General features: G+C 69.1%; 18 protein-coding genes. 11 read left to right on the top strand and 7 right to left on the bottom strand.

What is annotated here, in order from left to right; translation table 11 throughout:
- The first annotated feature begins 4 nt into the window (after window positions 1-4).
- From CFB82_RS09620 to CFB82_RS09600, 5 genes are read left to right on the top strand one after another with little or no spacing between them, the layout of a single operon-like run.
- A complete protein-coding gene (locus CFB82_RS09620; RefSeq protein WP_069248017.1) occupies window positions 5-907 on the top strand; it encodes an HpcH/HpaI aldolase/citrate lyase family protein in 903 nt (300 codons plus the stop codon).
- Window positions 908-915: 8 nt separating this feature from the next.
- A complete protein-coding gene (locus tag CFB82_RS09615) occupies window positions 916-1,569 on the top strand; it encodes a pyridoxine/pyridoxamine 5'-phosphate oxidase (protein WP_069248016.1) in 654 nt (217 codons plus the stop codon).
- A gap of 59 nt (window positions 1,570-1,628) precedes the next feature.
- Window positions 1,629-2,813, top strand: coding sequence for a cystathionine beta-lyase (metC, locus tag CFB82_RS09610; RefSeq protein WP_089484058.1), 1,185 nt, complete (start codon window positions 1,629-1,631; stop codon window positions 2,811-2,813).
- On the top strand, window positions 2,807-3,451 hold the full coding sequence (locus CFB82_RS09605; RefSeq protein ID WP_089445687.1) for a glutathione S-transferase family protein: 645 nt from the start codon (window positions 2,807-2,809) through the stop codon (window positions 3,449-3,451). The genes metC and CFB82_RS09605 overlap by 7 nt, the downstream gene beginning before the upstream one ends.
- Before the next feature lie 55 nt (window positions 3,452-3,506).
- Window positions 3,507-4,289, top strand: a complete 783-nt coding sequence (locus tag CFB82_RS09600) for a glutamine amidotransferase (RefSeq protein ID WP_089483994.1) — start codon at window positions 3,507-3,509, stop codon at window positions 4,287-4,289.
- On the opposite strand, the gene CFB82_RS09595 is transcribed toward CFB82_RS09600, so the two are convergent.
- The 5 genes from CFB82_RS09595 to CFB82_RS09575 all read right to left on the bottom strand — a co-directional run bounded on the left by CFB82_RS09595 (window position 4,212) and on the right by CFB82_RS09575 (window position 9,947).
- Complete coding sequence (locus tag CFB82_RS09595; protein ID WP_083265881.1) at window positions 4,212-4,946, bottom strand: autoinducer binding domain-containing protein; 735 nt, start codon at window positions 4,944-4,946, stop codon at window positions 4,212-4,214. The genes CFB82_RS09600 and CFB82_RS09595 overlap by 78 nt on opposite strands.
- Window positions 4,947-5,032: 86 nt before the next feature.
- Window positions 5,033-5,464, bottom strand: a complete 432-nt coding sequence (locus CFB82_RS09590) for a hypothetical protein (protein ID WP_240159087.1) — start codon at window positions 5,462-5,464, stop codon at window positions 5,033-5,035.
- Between the two features lie 59 nt (window positions 5,465-5,523).
- On the bottom strand, window positions 5,524-7,062 hold the full coding sequence (locus tag CFB82_RS09585) for a DHA2 family efflux MFS transporter permease subunit (protein WP_089483992.1): 1,539 nt from the start codon (window positions 7,060-7,062) through the stop codon (window positions 5,524-5,526).
- Window positions 7,059-8,438, bottom strand: coding sequence for an HlyD family secretion protein (locus tag CFB82_RS09580; RefSeq protein ID WP_089483991.1), 1,380 nt, complete (start codon window positions 8,436-8,438; stop codon window positions 7,059-7,061). Before CFB82_RS09580 ends, CFB82_RS09585 begins: the two co-directional genes overlap by 4 nt.
- Before the next feature lie 9 nt (window positions 8,439-8,447).
- On the bottom strand, window positions 8,448-9,947 hold the full coding sequence (locus CFB82_RS09575) for an efflux transporter outer membrane subunit (RefSeq protein ID WP_089483990.1): 1,500 nt from the start codon (window positions 9,945-9,947) through the stop codon (window positions 8,448-8,450).
- A 103-nt stretch (window positions 9,948-10,050) separates the two neighbouring features.
- Between CFB82_RS09575 and CFB82_RS09570 the strand changes: the two genes are divergently transcribed.
- Entirely contained in the window at window positions 10,051-10,887 is an 837-nt protein-coding gene (locus CFB82_RS09570) for an AraC family transcriptional regulator (protein WP_089445681.1), read from the top strand.
- A 119-nt stretch (window positions 10,888-11,006) separates the two neighbouring features.
- The gene (locus tag CFB82_RS09565) at window positions 11,007-12,374 is read left to right on the top strand and encodes a glutamate--cysteine ligase (RefSeq protein ID WP_089483989.1); all 1,368 of its coding nucleotides are present in this window, start codon (window positions 11,007-11,009) and stop codon (window positions 12,372-12,374) included.
- A gap of 19 nt (window positions 12,375-12,393) precedes the next feature.
- On the opposite strand, the gene CFB82_RS09560 is transcribed toward CFB82_RS09565, so the two are convergent.
- Window positions 12,394-13,506: a 3-deoxy-7-phosphoheptulonate synthase gene (locus tag CFB82_RS09560; RefSeq protein ID WP_089483988.1), complete on the bottom strand. Its 1,113-nt coding sequence runs from the start codon at window positions 13,504-13,506 to the stop codon at window positions 12,394-12,396.
- Window positions 13,507-13,888: 382 nt separating this feature from the next.
- Here CFB82_RS09560 and CFB82_RS09555 point away from each other — a divergent pair, with 382 nt between their 5' ends.
- The 4 genes from CFB82_RS09555 (at window position 13,889) to CFB82_RS09540 (ending at window position 16,873) form a co-directional block, all read left to right on the top strand.
- On the top strand, window positions 13,889-14,299 hold the full coding sequence (locus tag CFB82_RS09555) for an acyl-CoA thioesterase (protein WP_039354887.1): 411 nt from the start codon (window positions 13,889-13,891) through the stop codon (window positions 14,297-14,299).
- A gap of 28 nt (window positions 14,300-14,327) precedes the next feature.
- Window positions 14,328-14,975 carry a hypothetical protein gene (locus CFB82_RS43170; RefSeq protein ID WP_179255388.1) on the top strand — a complete coding sequence of 216 codons (648 nt, stop codon included), beginning with the start codon at window positions 14,328-14,330 and terminating at the stop codon, window positions 14,973-14,975.
- Between the two features lie 59 nt (window positions 14,976-15,034).
- Window positions 15,035-15,535 (top strand): shikimate kinase, encoded by a 501-nt coding sequence (locus CFB82_RS09545; RefSeq protein WP_089484057.1) that lies wholly within the window; start codon window positions 15,035-15,037, stop codon window positions 15,533-15,535.
- 630 nt (window positions 15,536-16,165) lie between these two features.
- The gene (locus CFB82_RS09540) at window positions 16,166-16,873 is read left to right on the top strand and encodes an SDR family NAD(P)-dependent oxidoreductase (protein ID WP_089445676.1); all 708 of its coding nucleotides are present in this window, start codon (window positions 16,166-16,168) and stop codon (window positions 16,871-16,873) included.
- Window positions 16,874-16,904: 31 nt separating this feature from the next.
- Here CFB82_RS09540 and CFB82_RS09535 read toward each other — a convergent pair whose 3' ends face one another.
- Window positions 16,905-17,870, bottom strand: a complete 966-nt coding sequence (locus CFB82_RS09535; protein ID WP_089483986.1) for a LysR family transcriptional regulator — start codon at window positions 17,868-17,870, stop codon at window positions 16,905-16,907.
- Window positions 17,871-18,070: the final 200 nt, after the last annotated feature.

The following is an 18,070-nucleotide window of genomic DNA, read 5'->3' as shown; positions in this document are numbered from 1 at the left end:
ACGCATGACAACGACCCACCGACGCCCTTCCCGCCTGCGCCGCTCCTGGCTGTTCCTCGCCGGCGCCGATCACGATGCGCTCGTCGACGGCGCCGCGAGCGGCGCTGACGTATTGATCCAGGAACTCGAAACCTTTACGCCGCCGGACCGTCGTCCGGCCGCGCGCGAACTCAGCGAACGCGTGCTCGCGGGCTGGCGCGAGGCCGGCATCCTTGCGTCCGTGCGCGTGAACCCGCTCGATGCGGGCGGCATCGACGACCTGCGCGCCGCGATGCGCGGCCGGCCTGACATCGTGATGATGTCGTACGTCGCCACGCCCGAGCAGGTCGTCGCGCTCGACGAAGCGGTCACGCGGTTCGAGCGCGAATACGATATCGCGCCCGGCTCGACCGAACTGGTGCCGAACATCGAGACGACGCTGGGCCTCGTGAACACGATGGCAATCGCGCGTTCGAGCCCGCGCGTGTCGGCCGTGCTGGTCGCGACCGAGGACATGGTGGCCGACATGGCGGCCGAGCGCACCCGCGCGGGCCGCGAGCTCGACTACGTGCGCTCGCGCTTTCGCGTCGAATGCGCGGCGGTCGGCGTCACCGCGATCGACTGTCCGTACAGCTATGCCGACAACGAAGGCGCGGAACTCGACATGCGCGTGTCGCGCGGCCTGGGATACCAGGCCAAGGCGATCGTCAACGGGCAGTTCGTGCCGGTCGTGAATCGCGTGCTGACGCCGACGGCCGATGAAGTCGCCCTCGCCCGCCGCGTGATCGACGCGTTCGACACCGCACGACGCGAATCCGGTGGCCGCCGCGTGGCCGCGGCCGTCGTCGACGGTTTCCTCGCGGAAGTCCCCGACTATCTCGCCGCGCATCGGCTGATCGCCCGCGCGACGCAATTCGGCATCGCCTGAGGCTCGCCATGGATACGATCGCCACGCGCCTGAAGGCGCTGAAAACCCTCGCACATGCGGCACCGCACGTTCCGGCCGAGGACTGGCCCGACACGCCGCAAGCGCAATTCGAACGCTGGCTCGACGAAGCCGTTGCCGCAGGCGCCGTCGAACCGCAGGTGATGACGCTGTCGACGGTTCGCCCGGACGGGCGGCCCGACGCGCGCTCCGTCGTACTGCTGAACGTCGACGCGCGCGGCTGGCATTTCGCGGCGAGCACGCGCAGCCCCAAGGGGCGCCAGATCGAAAACCGGCCGTTCGCCGCGCTGACGTTCTATTGGCCGGCGATCGCGAGCCAGGTCCGCCTGAGCGGCCCGGTCGAGCGCCTGCCGGCCGCCGAAGGCCGCGCGGATTTCGCGGGCCGCCCCGAGCGCTCACGCGCGAGCATCCTGGCCGGCCGGCAAAGCGAGCGGCTCGACGATCCCGCCGACCTGACGCGCGCGATCGACGCGCAGCTCGCGCGGCTGGCCGCCGACCCTGCCCTCGTGTCGGACGACTGGCACCTGTACACGCTCGCGCCGGACGAAGCCGAATTCTGGCGTGCCGACAGCGCGCGCCGCTTCGCGCGGCAGGCGTACCGTCGCGCCGGTCAGCGCTGGGAACGGTGCGCGCTATGGCCTTGAAGTCCGCCGCACATCCGTCGCAATCGGGCGGCACCCTGCATGATCGATTGAACGACGGCATGCACGAAGACACACGGCTCATGCACGCGGGCCGCGACAGCGCGGCCTGGCACGGCTTCGTCAATCCGCCCGTCTATCACGCGTCGACCGTGCTCAGCCCGACGGTGTCCGATCTGCTGAACCGCACGCAGCCGTATATCTACGGCCGCCGCGGCACGCCGACGACCGACGCGCTCGAGCGCGCGGTGACGAGCCTCGAAGGCGGCGCCGGCGCGGTGCTGTGCCCGTCGGGTTTGTCCGCGTGCACGCTCGCGCTGCTGTCGTGCCTGAAGCCAGGCGATCACCTGCTGATGACCGCATCGGTCTACGGCCCGGTGCGCCATGCATGCGAAGGCGTGCTCGCGCGCCTCGGCGTCGAGACGACCTGGTACGACGGCAGTACGCCCGTCGCGGCCGCATTCCGTGCGAACACGCGTGCGTTGTACATCGAAGTGCCGGGCTCCTATACGTTCGACATGCACGATATCCCGGCGCTCGTCCGGCTCGCGCAGGCGCACGGCGCGCTGGTCATCGCGGACAACAGCTGGGCCACGCCGCTCTTCTTCCAGCCGCATGCGTTCGGCATCGACCTGTCGATCCAGGCGGGCACGAAGTATCTGGTCGGGCATTCCGACGCGATGCTCGGCACCGTGTCGGCCAGCGAGCGCACCTGGCCCGCGTTGAAGCAACTGCATGGCGATCTCGGGCTGTGCGCCGGCCCCGACGACGTCTATCTCGCGCTGCGCGGGTTGCGCACGCTCGGCGTGCGGCTGCGTCAGCACCAGCGCAATGCGCTTGCGGTCGCGACCTGGCTCGCAGCGCGCCCCGAAGTGCAGCGCGTGCTGTATCCGGCCCTGCCCGGCGACGACGGACATGCGCTGTGGCGCCGCGATTTTCGTGGCGCGTCGGGGCTGTTCTCGATCGTGCTGCAGCCGGCGCCGCCGCGCGCGGTCGAAGCGTTTCTCGACCACCTCGCGCTGTTCGGGCTCGGCTATTCGTGGGGCGGCTACGAGAGTCTCGCGTTGCCGTTCGAGCTGGACGCGCACGGCCTCGCGGCACGCTGGCCGGCCGACAGCCGCGGCGTGCGCCTGCATATCGGCCTCGAGGACCCGGACGACCTGATCGCCGATCTCGCGGCCGGTCTCGAGCGCTATGCGGCGTGCGCGCAGCAGGCCACCGCTTGCGAGGATGCCGCGCGATGCTGACCGTCTGGGGCCGCCGCACGTCGTTCAACGTGCAGAAGGTGTTGTGGCTGATCGGCGAGCTGGGCGTGCCGTACCGGCACATCGCGGCCGGCGGCGAACACGGTTCGCTGCAGACGCCCGCGTTCGCGGCGCTGAATCCGACCTGCCGGATTCCGGTAATCGACTGGGACGGCGACGTCGTGTGGGAGTCGCACACGATCCTGCGCTATCTCGCCGCGCGCGTGCCGAACAATCCGTTCTGGTGCCGCGACGCGTTCGCCCGTTCGCGCGCGGAGCGCTGGATGGACTGGTCGCAGACCGCGCTCGAACCCGACGTGATGACCGGGCTGTTCTGGGCGCTCGTGCGAACGCCGCCGGAGCGGCGCGACGACGCGCTCGTGCGCGACAAGGCCGCGCGCAGCGCGACGCATTTCCAGCTGCTCGACCGGTTGTTGTCGACCCAGCCCTTCCTGGGCGGGGCGACGCCGGGCCTGGCCGACATTCCGGCCGGCGCGACGCTGTTCCGCTATTTCGCGCTCGACGTCGAGCGGCCGCCATTGCCGCACGTCGAGGCCTGGTATGCCCGGCTGTGCCGACGGCCCGCGTATCGCGAACAGGTGATGGTGTCGTTCGACGCTTTGCGCGGCCAGCCGGGCTGACGTCCTGCATGACGACCGTCACGACCTCTCGAACTCACGACCCTCCCGACACGACATGACGCACTCCGCCCTTCGTCCGATCCTGATCGTCCTGCATCGCGAACAGTCGAGCCCTGGCCGGATCGGCCGGCTGCTGGCCGCGCGCGGCCATCCGTTCGACATTCGCCGCCCGCCGCTCGGCGATCCGCTGCCGGCAACGTTGGCCGATCACGCGGGGGCCGTGGTGTTCGGCGGCCCGATGAGCGCCAACGACGGCGATCGCTGGATCCAGGACGAAATCGACTGGATCGGCGTGCCGCTGCGCGAGTCTGCGCCCTTCCTCGGTGTCTGCCTCGGTGCGCAGATGATGATCCGTCACCTGGGTGGCCGCGTCACCGCGCATCGCGACGGGCGCGCGGAAATCGGCTATTGGCCGATCGCCGCGACGCCCGCCGGCCGCCGGCTCGGGTCGTGGCCGTCGCACGTCTACCAGTGGCATCGCGAGGGCTTCGAGCGCGTGGCCGGGCTCGAGATCCTCGCGACCGGCGAGCACTTCGAGAACCAGGCCGTCCGCTACGGGCCGCGCGCATATGGCGTCCAGTTCCATCCGGAAGTGAGCTATCCGATGATGCGGCGCTGGAGCACGGCCGCCGCGCACAAGCTGTCGGCGCCCGGTGCACAGGATCTCGCGACGCAGGCACGCGAAGGCCGGCGGCACGACCGGGCGACGGCCGCATGGCTCAGCGCGTTTCTCGACCGCTGGCTCGACGATGCGCCGGCATCAGGTCGGCACCGTCACGTCGGAGATGCTGATCAAGCCCCACTCGACCGCACGCAGCACGGCTTCATGACGACGTGACACGTTGAACTTGCGGCGGATGTTCATGAAGTGGAAATTGATGCACGACTCGGTCACGTTCAGGATGTGGCCGATTTCCCATGACGTCTTGCCGGCCGCGTGCCAGCGCAGGCATTCGACTTCCCGACGGCTGAGCCGCGGCACGCTGTCCGGCGGCGCATGGCAGCGCGTGCCGGCGATCGCTTCGCACGCGACGTCGCGCAGCAGCGTCAGCACCGCGAGATGGCGGTCGCAGTGCTCGCGCGTGGCAGCGAGCTCGTCCGTGCTTGCGCACAACAGCATGCCGACCTCCCCCTTCGCGCCGCGCACCGGCAGCACGACGCCGCTGCGCATGCCGTACGCGGCGGCCGCTTCGTAACACGGGCGCTGCTCCGGCAGCGCGAACAGTGCGTCGTCCCAGACGAGCGGCAGTGCCGAACGGAAGCAGTGCCGCAGCATCGGGTCGACGCGGTCGAACTGGCGCTGCCGGTACAGCGCCGTCCAGCCGGGCACGCCGCTGCTCCATTTGCGCGCGAGATCGAACGACGCGCCGGCAAACGGCAACACGATCAGCACGACCTTGTCGAACCCCATTCCGGCGGCTGCGTCGGTCATTCTCTGCCATGACGCGTCCGTGTCGCCGGGTACCAACCATTTCAGACAATCCAGTCCATACATACAAGCCACCCCGTTCGTTTAGTTGGAATCTGCATTCAGGCGGACTTGCGCAAACGGTTCGAGACGTTGCGCGCGAACGGGCCGCGCTAGACCGCCTCAGCCAGACGTTGCCGGCCTGCCTGCTTCGCATCGTCGAGCGAAGCCACCACGTCGAACGGCATGCCGAACGCCTTTTCGATACCGGACGCGTTCGCGCGGGCCGCTTCACGTTCGGCCGGGTCCGGTTCGATCGTGATGAGCGCACGGCAGACCGCGGCGAGCGCGGCGCGGTTCTGCTTGAGCCACATGCCGCGTTCCTTGCGGTCGTCGTGCGCTTCGTCCGGGCGGGCCGGCGGAAAGATCATGACAAACGGCTCGCCGTGCCGCATCAGCACGTGCATGTCGTCGAGCCAGCGCTGCGCGTAGCCGGTGGATGCGATCGCATCGTTGCGCACGACGACGAACGGAAATTCCGTCACGTCGAACACGGCGAGCGTCGCCAGGTCGGGCGGCATGGCGCCGGCGTGGTGGGTAGGCATTAGGACAACCTCCATCGAATTGAACAGCATGGGTCGGAACGGGCCGCGCAGCGCCCGCTTCATCGTTTCGCGGCCGCGCCAGGGCCGAACGGCGGACGGGCGAGCCAGACCACCGCGATCACGGCGAGATACACGCAGCCGAGCGCGAACGAAACGTCGTTGAACGAGATCTGGTACGCCTGCGCATCGACCAGGTTGCTCAGCAGCGTGGCCGCGCGTTGTGGATCGCCGCCGCCGAGCCGGGCGACTTCGGCACGCACGGCCGGATCAAACGCGCTCACGTGCTCGCTGAGCTGTGCGTGGTGCAGAATGGCGCGCCGGTCCCACAGGAACGACGTGATCGACACCGCGAAACTCGCGCCGAGCGTGCGCAGGAACGTCGACAGGCCGGAGCCGGCGGCGATCTCGTCCGGCTTCAGGTCGGACAGCAGGATGCTGTTGATCGGCATGATGAACAGCGCGAGGCCGAGGCCCTGCAGCAGCTGGATCAGCGCGATGTGCGTGAAGTCGATGTCGGGCACGAAACCCGCACGCAGGAACGACGACGTGCCGAGGATCGCGAACGCGCAGCACACGAGCACGCGCATGTTGAAGCGCGGCGCGTACTTGCCCATGAACGGCGTCATCAGCACCGGGATCACGCCCATCGGCGCGACGGCGAGCCCGGCCCAGAACGCCGTGTAGCCGAGCGTGCGCTGCAGCCACTGCGGCACGATCACGTTGACCGCGAAGAACGCCGAATAGGCGAGCACGAGCGTCAGCGTGCCGGCCGCGAAGTTGCGATGCGCGAAGAGCCGCAGGTTCACGATCGGATTCGGCTCGTTGAGCTCCCAGATCACGAACAGCGCGATGCCGAACGCGGCGACCACCGACATCACGACGATGAACGTCGAGTTGAACCAGTCGGCCTCATTGCCCTTGTCGAGCACGATCTGCAGCGCGCCGACGCCGACGATGAGCGCGGCGAGGCCGACATAGTCGACACGCGCGGCGACCGTCGTCTCGACGCGCGCACGCAACTGCGCGAACACGCACATCGCGGCGAACACGCCGATCGGCAGGTTGATCAGGAACGCCCATCGCCACGAGTAATGCTCGGTGACCCAGCCGCCGAACACGGGCCCCGCGATCGGCGCGACGACGGTGACCATCGCGATCATCGACAACGCGAAGCCGCGCCGCTGCGGCGGATAGATCGACAGCATCAGCGCCTGCGTGGTCGGGATCATCGGCCCGGCCACCAGGCCCTGCAGCGCGCGGAACGCGATGAGCTGCGGCAGGTTCTGCGCGAAGCCGCACAGGAGCGACGCGAACGTGAACGCGAGCGTCGCCCATACGAACAACCGCACCTGCCCGACGCGCTTGACGAGAAACCCGGTCAACGGCAGCGCGATCGCGTTGCTGACCGAGAACGTCGTGACGACCCACGCGCTTTGCGTCGTGCTCACGCCGAAGTTGCCGGCGATCGTCGGCAGCGACACGTTCGCGACGGTGCCGTCGAGCACCTGCATGAAGACCGCGAGCGCGAGGCCGAAGGTCGTCAGCCCGACGCTCGACGGACGAAAGCCGCTGTCGGCGGCCGCCATCGGGCCGCTCATCGCACGGCCTCCGCGCGCACCGCCGCCGGCAGGTTCGCATGGATGACGTCGGCGATCAGGCTGTCGGCACGCGCGAGCTCGTCGCGGTACACGTCGGTCCGGAATACCGGCGCGCGCTGCTCGCGATGCGCCAGCATCGCCCCGCTGCGGTCGTGCTGGTCGACGCGTGCGTGCATCGACAGGCCGATGCGCAGCGGATGCGCGTCGAGCTGCGCCGGGTCGGTCAGTTCGATGCGGACCGGCAGCCGCTGCACGATCTTGATCCAGTTGCCGGTCGCGTTCTGCGCGGGCAGCAGCGAGAACGCGCTGCCGGTGCCGACGCCGAGGCTCTGCACGCGGCCGGTATAGCGCACCGCGTCGCCGTACAGGTCGGCGGTCAGTTCGACCGGCTGCCCGATGCGCATGTGCTCGAGCTGCTTCTCGGTGAAGTTCGCGTCGACCCACAGCTCGCGCAGCGGCACGACCGCGAGCAGCGGCACGCCGGGCGACACGCGCTGCCCGACCTGCACCGTCCGCTTCGCGACATAGCCGGTGACGGGCGTGACGATGTCGGTGCGGGCATGCGCGAGGTAGGCGGCTCGCAGCCGTTCGGCCGCGGCCTGCACGTCCGGGTGCGACGCAACGGCGGTGTCGTCGATCAGCGCCTTGCTCGTCTGGTGCTGCTCGCTCAGCGTCGCGAGCGCGCTTTGCGCGGCTGCGTATGCGCTTTGCGCGGACGTCAGCGTGTCGCGTGCATGCGCGAGCTCCTCGCGTGAAATCGCGCCGGAGCGGCCGAGATCCTCGCGGCGGCTGTAGTCGGCTTTCGCCTTGTCGAGCGCGGTGCGTCGCGTATCGAGTTCGGCGCGTGCGCCATCGATGCTGTTCGCGAGCCCGCGCTCGTTGCTGTACAGGCCGCGCACCTTGCGCACCGTTGCCGCGAGATCGGCCTGCGCGGTTGCGAGCGCGATCTGCGCGTCGCTCGGGTCGAGGCGGACGAGCGGCGTGCCGGCGCGCACGAGGTTGCCGTCGTCCGCGTCGATCGACACGACGGTGCCCGTCACCTGCGGCGTCAGCTCGACGACGTTGCCTTGCGCGTACGCGTTGTCGGTGGATTCGTACCAGCGTCCGACGATCACGTACCAGATGCCCCAGCCGATGATGCCGAGTACGAACGCGGCGATGAGCGCGCGCACCAGACGCTTGCGCCGTGCAGGTGGTGCCGGCGGCGTTGCGGGTGCACCACCGCCCGGTGCCGGTTGCGCGCGGGCATCAGGACCACCTGGGCCGCCCGGCGCGCGCGGCGCGGCGGTGTGGTCGGCCGCCGGCTGCTGGCGGGCGCTGGCGGGATCGACGGTGGCCGGTCGCGCGGGAGTCTGCAAGGAGTTGTCGCTGCTCATGGTTCGATGTCAAGGACGTTGGGAAGGAGTGGCGGCAAGCGCGGCGTCGTCCGGCTCGGCGCGGAAGCCGCCGCCGAGCGCGGCGACGAGTTGCAGCGACTGGTCCGCGCGCTGCGCGCGCAGCGCGGCGACCTCGCGGCTCGCGACCAGCAGTTGCTGGCGCACGACGAGCGCGTCGAGGTAGCTGCCGACACCGGCCCGGTAACGCGCGTCGGCGAGCCGCCACGCATCGGTGGCGGAGTCGAACGCACGCTGCTGCGCGTCGGTCTGCACGCCGAGCGAATGCAGCCGGTGCAGGTCGTCGGCCACCTCGCCGATCGCACCGATCAGCGTCTTGTTGTAGCCGGCGACCGCGAGGTCGTACTGCGCGTCGCGCCTGCGCAGCACACCGCGCCGTTCGCCGCCGTCGAAGATCGGCAGGCTCACGGCCGGGCTGGCGTTGTAGGTGCGCGACGCGGCCTGGAACAGCGAGGCGCCGCCACGCGTCGCGAGCCCGATCAGCGCGGTGAGGCTGACGTTGGGCAGGAAATCTGCACGAGCGGCCGCGACGTTGCGGCTGGCGGCCTCGACCCGCCAGCGCGCGGCGACGAGGTCGGCGCGCCGGCCGAGCAGCGCGGCCGGCAGGTCGGCCGGCACCGCGAGCGCGGCAGCCGGCAGCGGCGCGGGCCGCACCAGCGCGAGGCCGCGATCGGGGCCCGCGCCGAGCAGGATCGCGAGCGCGATGCGTGCACTGTCGATCGCTTGCGCGGCGCGGGCCTGCTCGCGCATCGCGGCCGCGACTTCACTTTCCGCCTGGCGCTGCTGCGCGACGTTGTCGATGCCTTTCGTGACGCGCTGGCGCGTGAGCGTGAGCGCTTCGTCGGCACGTTCGTATTCGGCCCGTGCGACGTCCTGCTGATCGAATGCGTACGCGAGATTCACGTAGGCGCGCGCAACGTTGACCGACAGCAGTACGCGTGCGGCCTGCGCATCGACCTGCGCGGCCCGCGCTTCGCCGAGCGCGGCTTCCCACGCGGCACGGCGGCCGCCCCACAGATCGAGATCCCAGCTCAGGCCGAGATTGATCTCGCGCGTGTGGCTGAAGAAGCCGCCGCCCTCGCCCGACGAAAACTGGGTGCCGGACAGCCGCTCGGCCTTCGCGCTCGCGCGGCCGACGAGGTGCGGCAGCCGAGCGGCCTGCGCCTCGATCACCAGTGCCTGCGCTTCGCGGGCACGCGCATCGGCGGTCGCGAGATCGGGGTTGCCGGCGAGTGCCTCGTCGATCAGCGCGCTCAGTTGCGCATCGTTCAGCGCGCGCCACCAGTCGGCGGCCGGCCAGTCGGCGGTCGGTGCGTGCGCGAGACTGCGCGATGCGGCGAGCGTATCGGCACCGCGCAGCGTGCCGGCCGGTGCGAGCCCGTCGCGGCTCGCGCACGCGCCGAGCATGACGAGCGCCGCGGCGACGGCGATCCGCGACATGGCGCGCAGTGCGCCGGCATCGCGTGTCCAGGGAGCAAGTGCTGCATGCATCGCATTCCTCTGCTTCGTATCGGTTTGAACACGACACGCATTGTTGGACGCCCCCGGACAAAGCTGATAATGTTGTTTAGACAAAAAATAATGAATTCCGGCCATGCCCATCCGAGACACTTCTCCCCCACGCACCGTGCAGCGCGCCGACTCCGATCCGAGCGAGCGCGAGGACGGCCCGTCGCTGATCGCCGTCTGGGGCGAGGACGACGGCAGCAACACCTACCGGCTCGGCACCCGCGAGGTCGACTGGCACAGCCATTTGCGCGGCCAGGTGTTCTGCGTGGAAAGCGGTTTCGCGCACGTGCGCACGCCGCATGGTTCGTGGCTGCTGCCGCCGCATCGCGCCGGCTGGATTCCGCCGGGCGAGCAGCACAAGGTCAGCATCAGCGGCGCGTTGAGCGGCTGGAGCGTCGTGATCGCACCGGCCGCGAGCCGGCGCATGCCGGATCAGCCGTGCGTGATCGCGATCACCGAGCTGATGCGCGCGCTCGTGCGGCGCGCGGTGTCATGGGCCGACCAGGATCGGCTCGACATCGAGCAGGCGCGCATCAGCCTCGTGCTGCTCGACGAGATGCGCCGTGCGCCGCACGAGCCGCTGCACCTGCCGATGCCGCGCGACCGGCGGCTGCTGCGCATCGCGAACGCGATCCTCGGTCAGCCGCACGACAGCCGCACGCTCGAAGCGTGGGCCGAATGGGCCGGGCTGTCCGCCCGCACGCTGAGCCGGCTGTTCGTCGCGGAAACCGGCACGAGCTTCGCGCAATGGCGTCAGCAGGCGCGCCTGACGCACGCGCTCGAACGCCTCGCGAGCGGCGACAGCGTCGCCAACATCGCCGACGCGCTGGGCTATGCGACGCCGAGCAACTTCATCGCGATGTTCCGCCGCGCGTTCGGCGATTCGCCCGCGCATTACTTCGCGAAGCGACGGCAGCCGTAGCGCAGTGCGGTTTTGCCCCGCCCCTATCACCCCTGCCAGTACAGCACCCGCATCGACGTCGCTATAGTCGCCTCGTGACCGACCGGTCGGTCGATCAATGTGACTTGTGGAGGGTGTCGATGTCGAATGCCGTTGGGTCGGACCACACGCCGATCGTCTCCGAGCAACAGCTCGCCGATCATCTGGCCGCCGGCTGCAAGCCGGCCGCGCAATTCCGGATCGGGACCGAGCACGAGAAGTTCGTCGTCGCGCGTGCGACGCACGCCGCCGCGCCTTACGACGGGCCCTCGGGGATCGCCGCGGTGCTCGCGCGGCTGCAAGGCGACGGGACGCCGATCGTCGATGCCGGACGGATCGTCGGCGTGATCCAGCGCGACGGCGCCGCGATCTCGCTCGAGCCGGCCGGCCAGCTCGAACTGTCGGGCGCGCCGCTCGATACGCTGCACGACACGCATGCCGAACTCCATGCGCACCTTGCCGCGGCCCGCGACGCGTGCGAGCCGCTCGGCCTGCGTTGCGCGCCGCTGGGTTTTCACCCTCACCTGGCGCGCGCGGCGCTGCCGTGGATGCCGAAACAGCGTTACGGGATCATGCAGCGCTATATGCCGCGCGTCGGCACGCGCGGGCTCGACATGATGCAGCGCACCTGCACCGTGCAGGTCAACCTCGATTTCGCGTCGGAAAGCGACATGGCGCGCAAGATGCGCGTGTCGCTCGCGCTGCAGCCCGTTGCCACCGCGCTGTTCGCGAATTCGCCGTTCGCGGAGGGCCGGCCGACCGGCCTGCTGTCGACGCGCGCACACACGTGGCTCGACACCGACGAGGATCGCTGCGGGGCGCCGGCGCTGTTCCTGTCGCGCAGCTTCGGTTTCGAGCGCTACGTGAACTGGCTGCTCGACAACGTGCCGATGTACTTCGTGCGGCGCGGCGACCGCTACACGGATGCGACGGGATGGACGTTCCGCGATTTCATGCGACGCCGCATTCCGCACCTCGAGGGCGACACGCCGACGCTCGGCGATTTCGCCGACCATCTGACGACGGTCTTCACCGAAGTGCGGCTCAAGCGCTATCTCGAGATGCGCGGCGCCGATGCGGGCTCGCCCGCGATGATGGTCGCGCTGTCCGCGTTCTGGACCGGCCTGCTGTACGATCCGGCCGCGCTGTCGGAGGCCGAGACGCTGGCCGCCGTGATCGACCGCGGCGCATTGCTGACCTTGCGTCGCGACGTGCCGCGTTTCGGGCTGGGCGCATCGGTCGACGGCCGCTCGTTGCGCGCATTCGCGGCCGATGCGCTGGCGATCGCGCATCGCGGCCTGCGCGCGCGGGCACGCAGGGACGCGGCCGGCCGCGACGAATCCGTATATCTCGCGCCGCTCGACGAGATCGTCGCCGGTGCGCCGACCCAGGCCGAGCATTGGCTCGCCCGCTATCGCGACGCGTGGGCCGGCGACGCGACACGGATCTACGACGAAGCCGCAATCTGACTCCGCCGTGCCGGGCCGCTCACGCGCAGCACGCGAGCAGCGGCTCGTGCGCGAACTCGCGGTCCGGCGCCGGCGCATGGCCGCGCCGTCGCGCGCGCACCGCGTAGGCGAGCGTCTCGAGGAGCTGCGTGGTATCGGCGAACGACAGGCACGCATCGGTGATGCTCTGCCCGTAGCGCAGCGGCATGCCGGGCACGAGATCCTGGCGCCCTTCGATCAGGTTCGACTCGATCAGCACGCCGACGATGCGCGTGTCGCCGGCCGCGACCTGCGCGGCGACGGCCGTGCCGACGCCCAGTTGATTGCGGAACTGGCGGCGGCTGTTGCCGTGGCTGACGTCGATCATCACGCGCGGGGCGCATTTCGCGGCCACCATGCGCTCGCATGCGGCATTCACGGCGGCCGCGTCGAAGTTCGGTTCGCGCCCGCCGCGCAGCACGACATGCGTGTGCGGATTGCCGGGCGACGCCGTCGCACATAGCCGCCCGCCCGCATCGACCGACAGGAAGCGATGCGCTCGCGCGGCCGCGCACATCGCATCGACCGCCACCTGGACGTTGCCGTCGGTGCCGTTCTTGAAGCCGATCGGGATCGGCAGCGACGACGCAAGCTCGCGATGCACCTGCGATTCCACCGTGCGCGCGCCGATTGCTCCCCATGCGACCAGGTCGGCCAGATAGCGCGGCGACAGTGGATCGAGAAACTCGGTCGCCGCCGGCATCTCCGCCCCGTTGATGTCACACAGCAGCGCGCGGGCCGTATGCAGCCCCGCGTCGATCCGTTCGCTGCCGTCGAGCAGCGGATCGTTGATGAGCCCTTTCCAGCCGACCGTCGTGCGCGGCTTCTCGAAGTACACGCGCATCACGATTTCCAGCTCGTCCGCGAATCGCGCGCGTTGCAGCGCGAGCCGCGCCGCATAGTCGCGCGCCGCGGCCGGGTCGTGCACCGAGCACGGGCCGGCGATGACCACGAGACGGTCGTCCGTGCCGTTCAACACGTCGACGATCGCGTGGCGAGCCAGATGAACCGTGCGCGACGCGCGCAACGCAGGCTGCAGCGCGCCGGCCAGATCCGCGGGGGACGGCAAGTGCAGCACGGCGTCGCGGTGCGTCGTCCAGGTATTCGCATGCATGGGGACTGCCCTCCTGTCGATAATTCGGTGGATTTTTTACTACAGCGCGACTGTATTGAATGGCTCTTTACGAGCGCAACTAACATATTTACCAGTTTCTAATTCATAACCTTATGAATGACAGAGATAAGCGAGATTCCCGGAAATTGACGCTTCAGCTCAGCCTATTTTGAGATGTTTGGCGGGGTGGAATTTCCATTTTCAACGGGGAACTCGGGATTACTTGCTCGGGTTGAGGCCGCGGAGTACGTGGCGCATCCAGGCGGATCGCTATTCGTTCTGATAGTGGCGTCCCGATAGGCGTTCGATTAATTTTTCAAATTCCTGACGGGCCAATCAGGAACAACTATATAAATCAACCCAGTCATTGCGGAGAATCACCATGTCGAAGCGTCATTATGAAACGCCCATTCACGTCAAGTATCGCGATACGGATTCGATGGGGCATGTGAGCAGTCCCGTCTATTACGACTATCTGCAGCATTCGTACCTCAGCTACATGTTCGATCTCCTCGGCCTGCCGCGGAGCGAGAAGCTGCCGCACATCATGGTGAAGACGCAGTGCGAGTACCTCGCACCGGCGCAATTCGGCGACAACCTGACGATCCGGTCGAGCATCGTGCGTTTCGGCAGCAAGAGCTTCGATCTCGAACACCTGATGGAGCGCGACGACCAGACCATCGTCGCGCGCGGCATGTCGACGCACGTGATGTTCGATTACGCGAACAACACGACGCAGGCCGTGCCCGACGAGTTCAAGGCACGCGTGCTCGAATTCCAGGGTTCGCTGTGATGCGCGCGCGCCATGTCGGGAGCGGCACGTGAGCGCCGGGGTGGCGCGCGCCCGGCGCCGGGTCGGTGCGATCGTCGAGCGTCGCGACGATCGCGCGCTCGTCATCGTCCGGCAGGCCGCGCAGGCGTTGCTCGAGCCGGCCGCGCTCGAGCGGCACCGCGCGCTCGTCGACCGTCACGAGGACGAACTCGAGGTGCTGCTGCAGCCATGCGGGGGCGCGCACGACGGCGTGCGGCCGCTGCTCGGGCGGTTGCGGGATGCCGGCGTGACCGTCGCGCTCGACGCGGCGACGCTCGCTCACGACGCGTCGCTGCTCGAGTTCGCGAGTTGGGTCACGCAGTGCGCGACGCCCGGCGACGCGGCGGCGCCGGGCGATGACGCAACCGTGCCGGGCGGCGGGCTGTTCTGCGGCCTGGTCGTGCGATGGCGCGACCTGCGCCACGGATGGCGGCGGCCCGAGCGCGACGACGCGTCCGAGCGCACACCGCAAACCATCGCGGCGGATGCGGCCGAGCACATCGCGGCCGGCGATCCGGACGGGCAGGTGCTGGGCGCGCTGCTCGATGCCGACGACGCAACCACCGGCGCGGCGCTCGACACCCTGTCGGACGCGGTGCGCGCGCGGCGGATCTGTGCGGCGACGCGGGCCGGCTGGCCGCTCGCGCGGCGCCTGTGAGCACCGTCGTCGCGGCGGCCGACGCGCGCGCCCTGCCCGCCCGCGCATTCCTGGTCGGCATGATGGGCGCGGGCAAGTCGACGCTCGGCCGCGCGCTCGCGGCGTCGCTCGGCTGGACGTTTGTCGACAGCGACGACGAGATCGAGCGGCGCACCGGACGCTCGGTCGCCGCGCTGTTCGATCAGGTCGGCGAAAGCGGCTTTCGTTTGCTCGAGACGCACATCGTCGACGAACTGACGCAGCGCCCGAACGTCGTCGTGGCGACCGGCGGGGGCGCGGTGCTGAATCCGCGCAACCGCGCGCGCCTGAACGAGCGCGGCTGCGTGATCTACCTGCATGCGGACCCGGACGCGCTGTGGCGCCGCACCCGCGACGACACGCGCCGGCCGCTGCTGCGGGTGGCCGACCCGCGGCAAACGCTCGCCGCGTTGTACCGCTTGCGCGACCCGCTGTATCGCGAATGCGCGCATGCGCTCGTCGATACGACTTCGCAGGGTGTCGCGCGCGTGACGGCCGATGTGTTGACGGTGCTGCTGGCGCGGATCAACGCGCCGGATTGAGGGCGTGCACGACGAATGTTCGCTTCCCTGCCCTCGGTTCGACCGCGAGAAGCACGAAGGCGGCCCGGAAGTTGGGCATCAGACGCGTTTTCGAATCGGCGAGTTTTGGTTTCCAATCGTGCTGTTGTGATAAGAAAAGTTATCCAGACGTCAGTGTTGTGTTATCCAGCTGCGTGTTCCGCGGCAGACGAATCGGCTCGTCAAGCCACACGAAAATGGATCCCTTCGGTGAGGTGTCGCCACGCTTGAACATTCGCGCAGCGCATCGAGGGGCTTGAGTGCGACGTCGAGCGCCGATTGGGCGGGCACCCGCCGCAGTGGTGGCGCATGGCAGTTCAGCCGCGAAAATCGCGGGCATTTCGGCTGACATGACAGTGAAGAGGCGTCGTGCAGCCGGGCGACGCCCCGCCGCGATCCCCGGTCTTTGACCGCCTACTCCACGCCTCCACGTCCCGACGGGCCACCCTGGCCGCAGTCCCCCACCCCTCCCCGCATTTGTTCCCCCGACGCAAGACTGTTGCTCCACGGTGGGTATTCGAGATCGCAACCGGCGCGCCTACAGTTCGCCCATCGGATTCACGGATCCGGTCGGCACCGAAGCCGGGAACCCTTCACCCATCGAGGCAAATCATGAGCGCATCCAAAGTCATCATCGTCACCGGGGCATCGCAAGGCATCGGCGCGGCAACGGTCGACGCATTCCGGGCCCGCGGCCATCGCGTCGTCGCAACGTCACGTTCGATCGGGCCGTCGAACGATCCCGACCTCGTCACCGTCGCCGGCGACATCGGCGACGCGGCCGTCGCACGGCGCGTGGTCGACGCCGCCATCGAACGCTTCGGCCGCGTCGACACGCTCGTCAATAACGCGGGCATCTTCATCGCGAAGCCGTTCACGCAGTACACCGCGGACGACTACGCGCAGATCACGAACGTCAACCTGAGCGGCTTCTTCCACGTCACGCAGCATGCGATCGCCGCGATGCAGAAACACGGCAGCGGCCACGTGGTCAGCATCACGACGAGCCTGATCGATCACGCGAACAGCAACGTGCCGTCGGTGCTCGCGTCGCTGACGAAAGGCGGATTGAATGCGGCGACGAAGTCGCTCGCGATCGAGTATGCGAAGGCCGGCATTCGCGTGAACGCGGTGTCGCCCGGGATCATCAAGTCGCCGATGCACGCGCCCGAAACGCACGCGACGCTCGCATCGCTGCATCCGGTCGGCCGCATGGGCGAAATGAGCGACATCGTCGACGCGATCCTGTACCTGGATTCGGCGCCGTTCGTCACGGGCGAGATCCTGCACGTCGACGGCGGCCAGAGCGCCGGGCATTGAGCCGCGGCGTCGAAACCGCGAGCCGGCGCGCCTAGCGCGATGCGCCGGCTCGTTTGGTGCGTTTCTCGGCCGGCCGCCCGGCCGGCGCGCGCGCCAGATGCTCGACGAGAAAGTCGACGAACACGCGCACGCGCGACGACAAAAAGCGCGCATGCGGATACAGCAGCATGAACGGCAGCGACCGCCCGCCGAGGCCGGGCAGCACTTCCACGAGCGTGCCGGCCCGCAGATCCTGCTCGACGACGAAGCGATAGGTCTGGAACAGGCCCGCGCCGCTGCGCGCGAGCGTCACGCCGGCAAGGTAGTCGCCCGATGTACCGTAGCTGCCGGTCGTCGCGACGTCGATCCCCTCCGATCCATCGTTGAACAGCCACGGAATCGTACGCCCGCTGCTCGGCAGCTCGAACTGGATGCATTCGTGTGCATGCAGATCGTCGACGGCGGTCGGCATGCCCGCGCGCTTCAGGTAGCCGGGCGCCGCGACGATCACGAGTTCGGCATCCTCCAGCTTGCGTGCGATCAGGTTCGAATCGGCCGGCGCGCGGCCGCGGATCGCGAGGTCGTAGCCTTCCTCGGCGAAGTCGATGTTGCGGTTGCTCAGGTGGGTGTCGACGCGCACATCCGGATAGCGCTCGCGAAACGCCGGCAGCAGCGGCAGCACGCGATAGTGCCCGTACGGCGTCGGCATGCTGATCCGCAGCACGCCGGCGGGCGTCGCCTGCTGGCCGGTCGCCTCGCGCTCCGCGTCGACGAGTTGCGACAGCGCGTCGCGACATTGCTCGAAATAGCGGCGGCCGGAATCGGTCAGGCGGATCTGGCGTGTCGTGCGCACGAACAGCCGCACGCCGAGACGCGCCTCGAGCCGCGCGACCGACCGGCTGACCGCGGCCGGCGTGACGCTCGCCGCGTTCGCCGCCAGCGTGAAGCTGCCGAGTTCGGCGGCGAGGCAGAACAGCTCGATGCTGCCCAGCAGCAGATCGTCGAATTGTCGTTGCATGAGGCGATTCCTGCCGTCTCCGGCGCGTGGCGCGCGATGACGCCGAGTGTGCATGAATCTCGTGGCGGAAACCAGCGGACGCGCACGGCGCGATTCGTTACACCGCGTCGTGAATCAATTGCGCTGCTGACATTTACCGGCTTCGGCCGCATGACTACAGTGACTCACAGGCAGCACCGATCGCCCGAACCCTTTTCCCG

The organism is Burkholderia sp. HI2714, from assembly GCF_002223085.1.
Taxonomy (GTDB): domain Bacteria; phylum Pseudomonadota; class Gammaproteobacteria; order Burkholderiales; family Burkholderiaceae; genus Burkholderia; species Burkholderia lata_D.
Note: the sequence above shows the minus strand (reverse complement) of the source record. Positions and strands in the feature narration are given on the sequence as shown.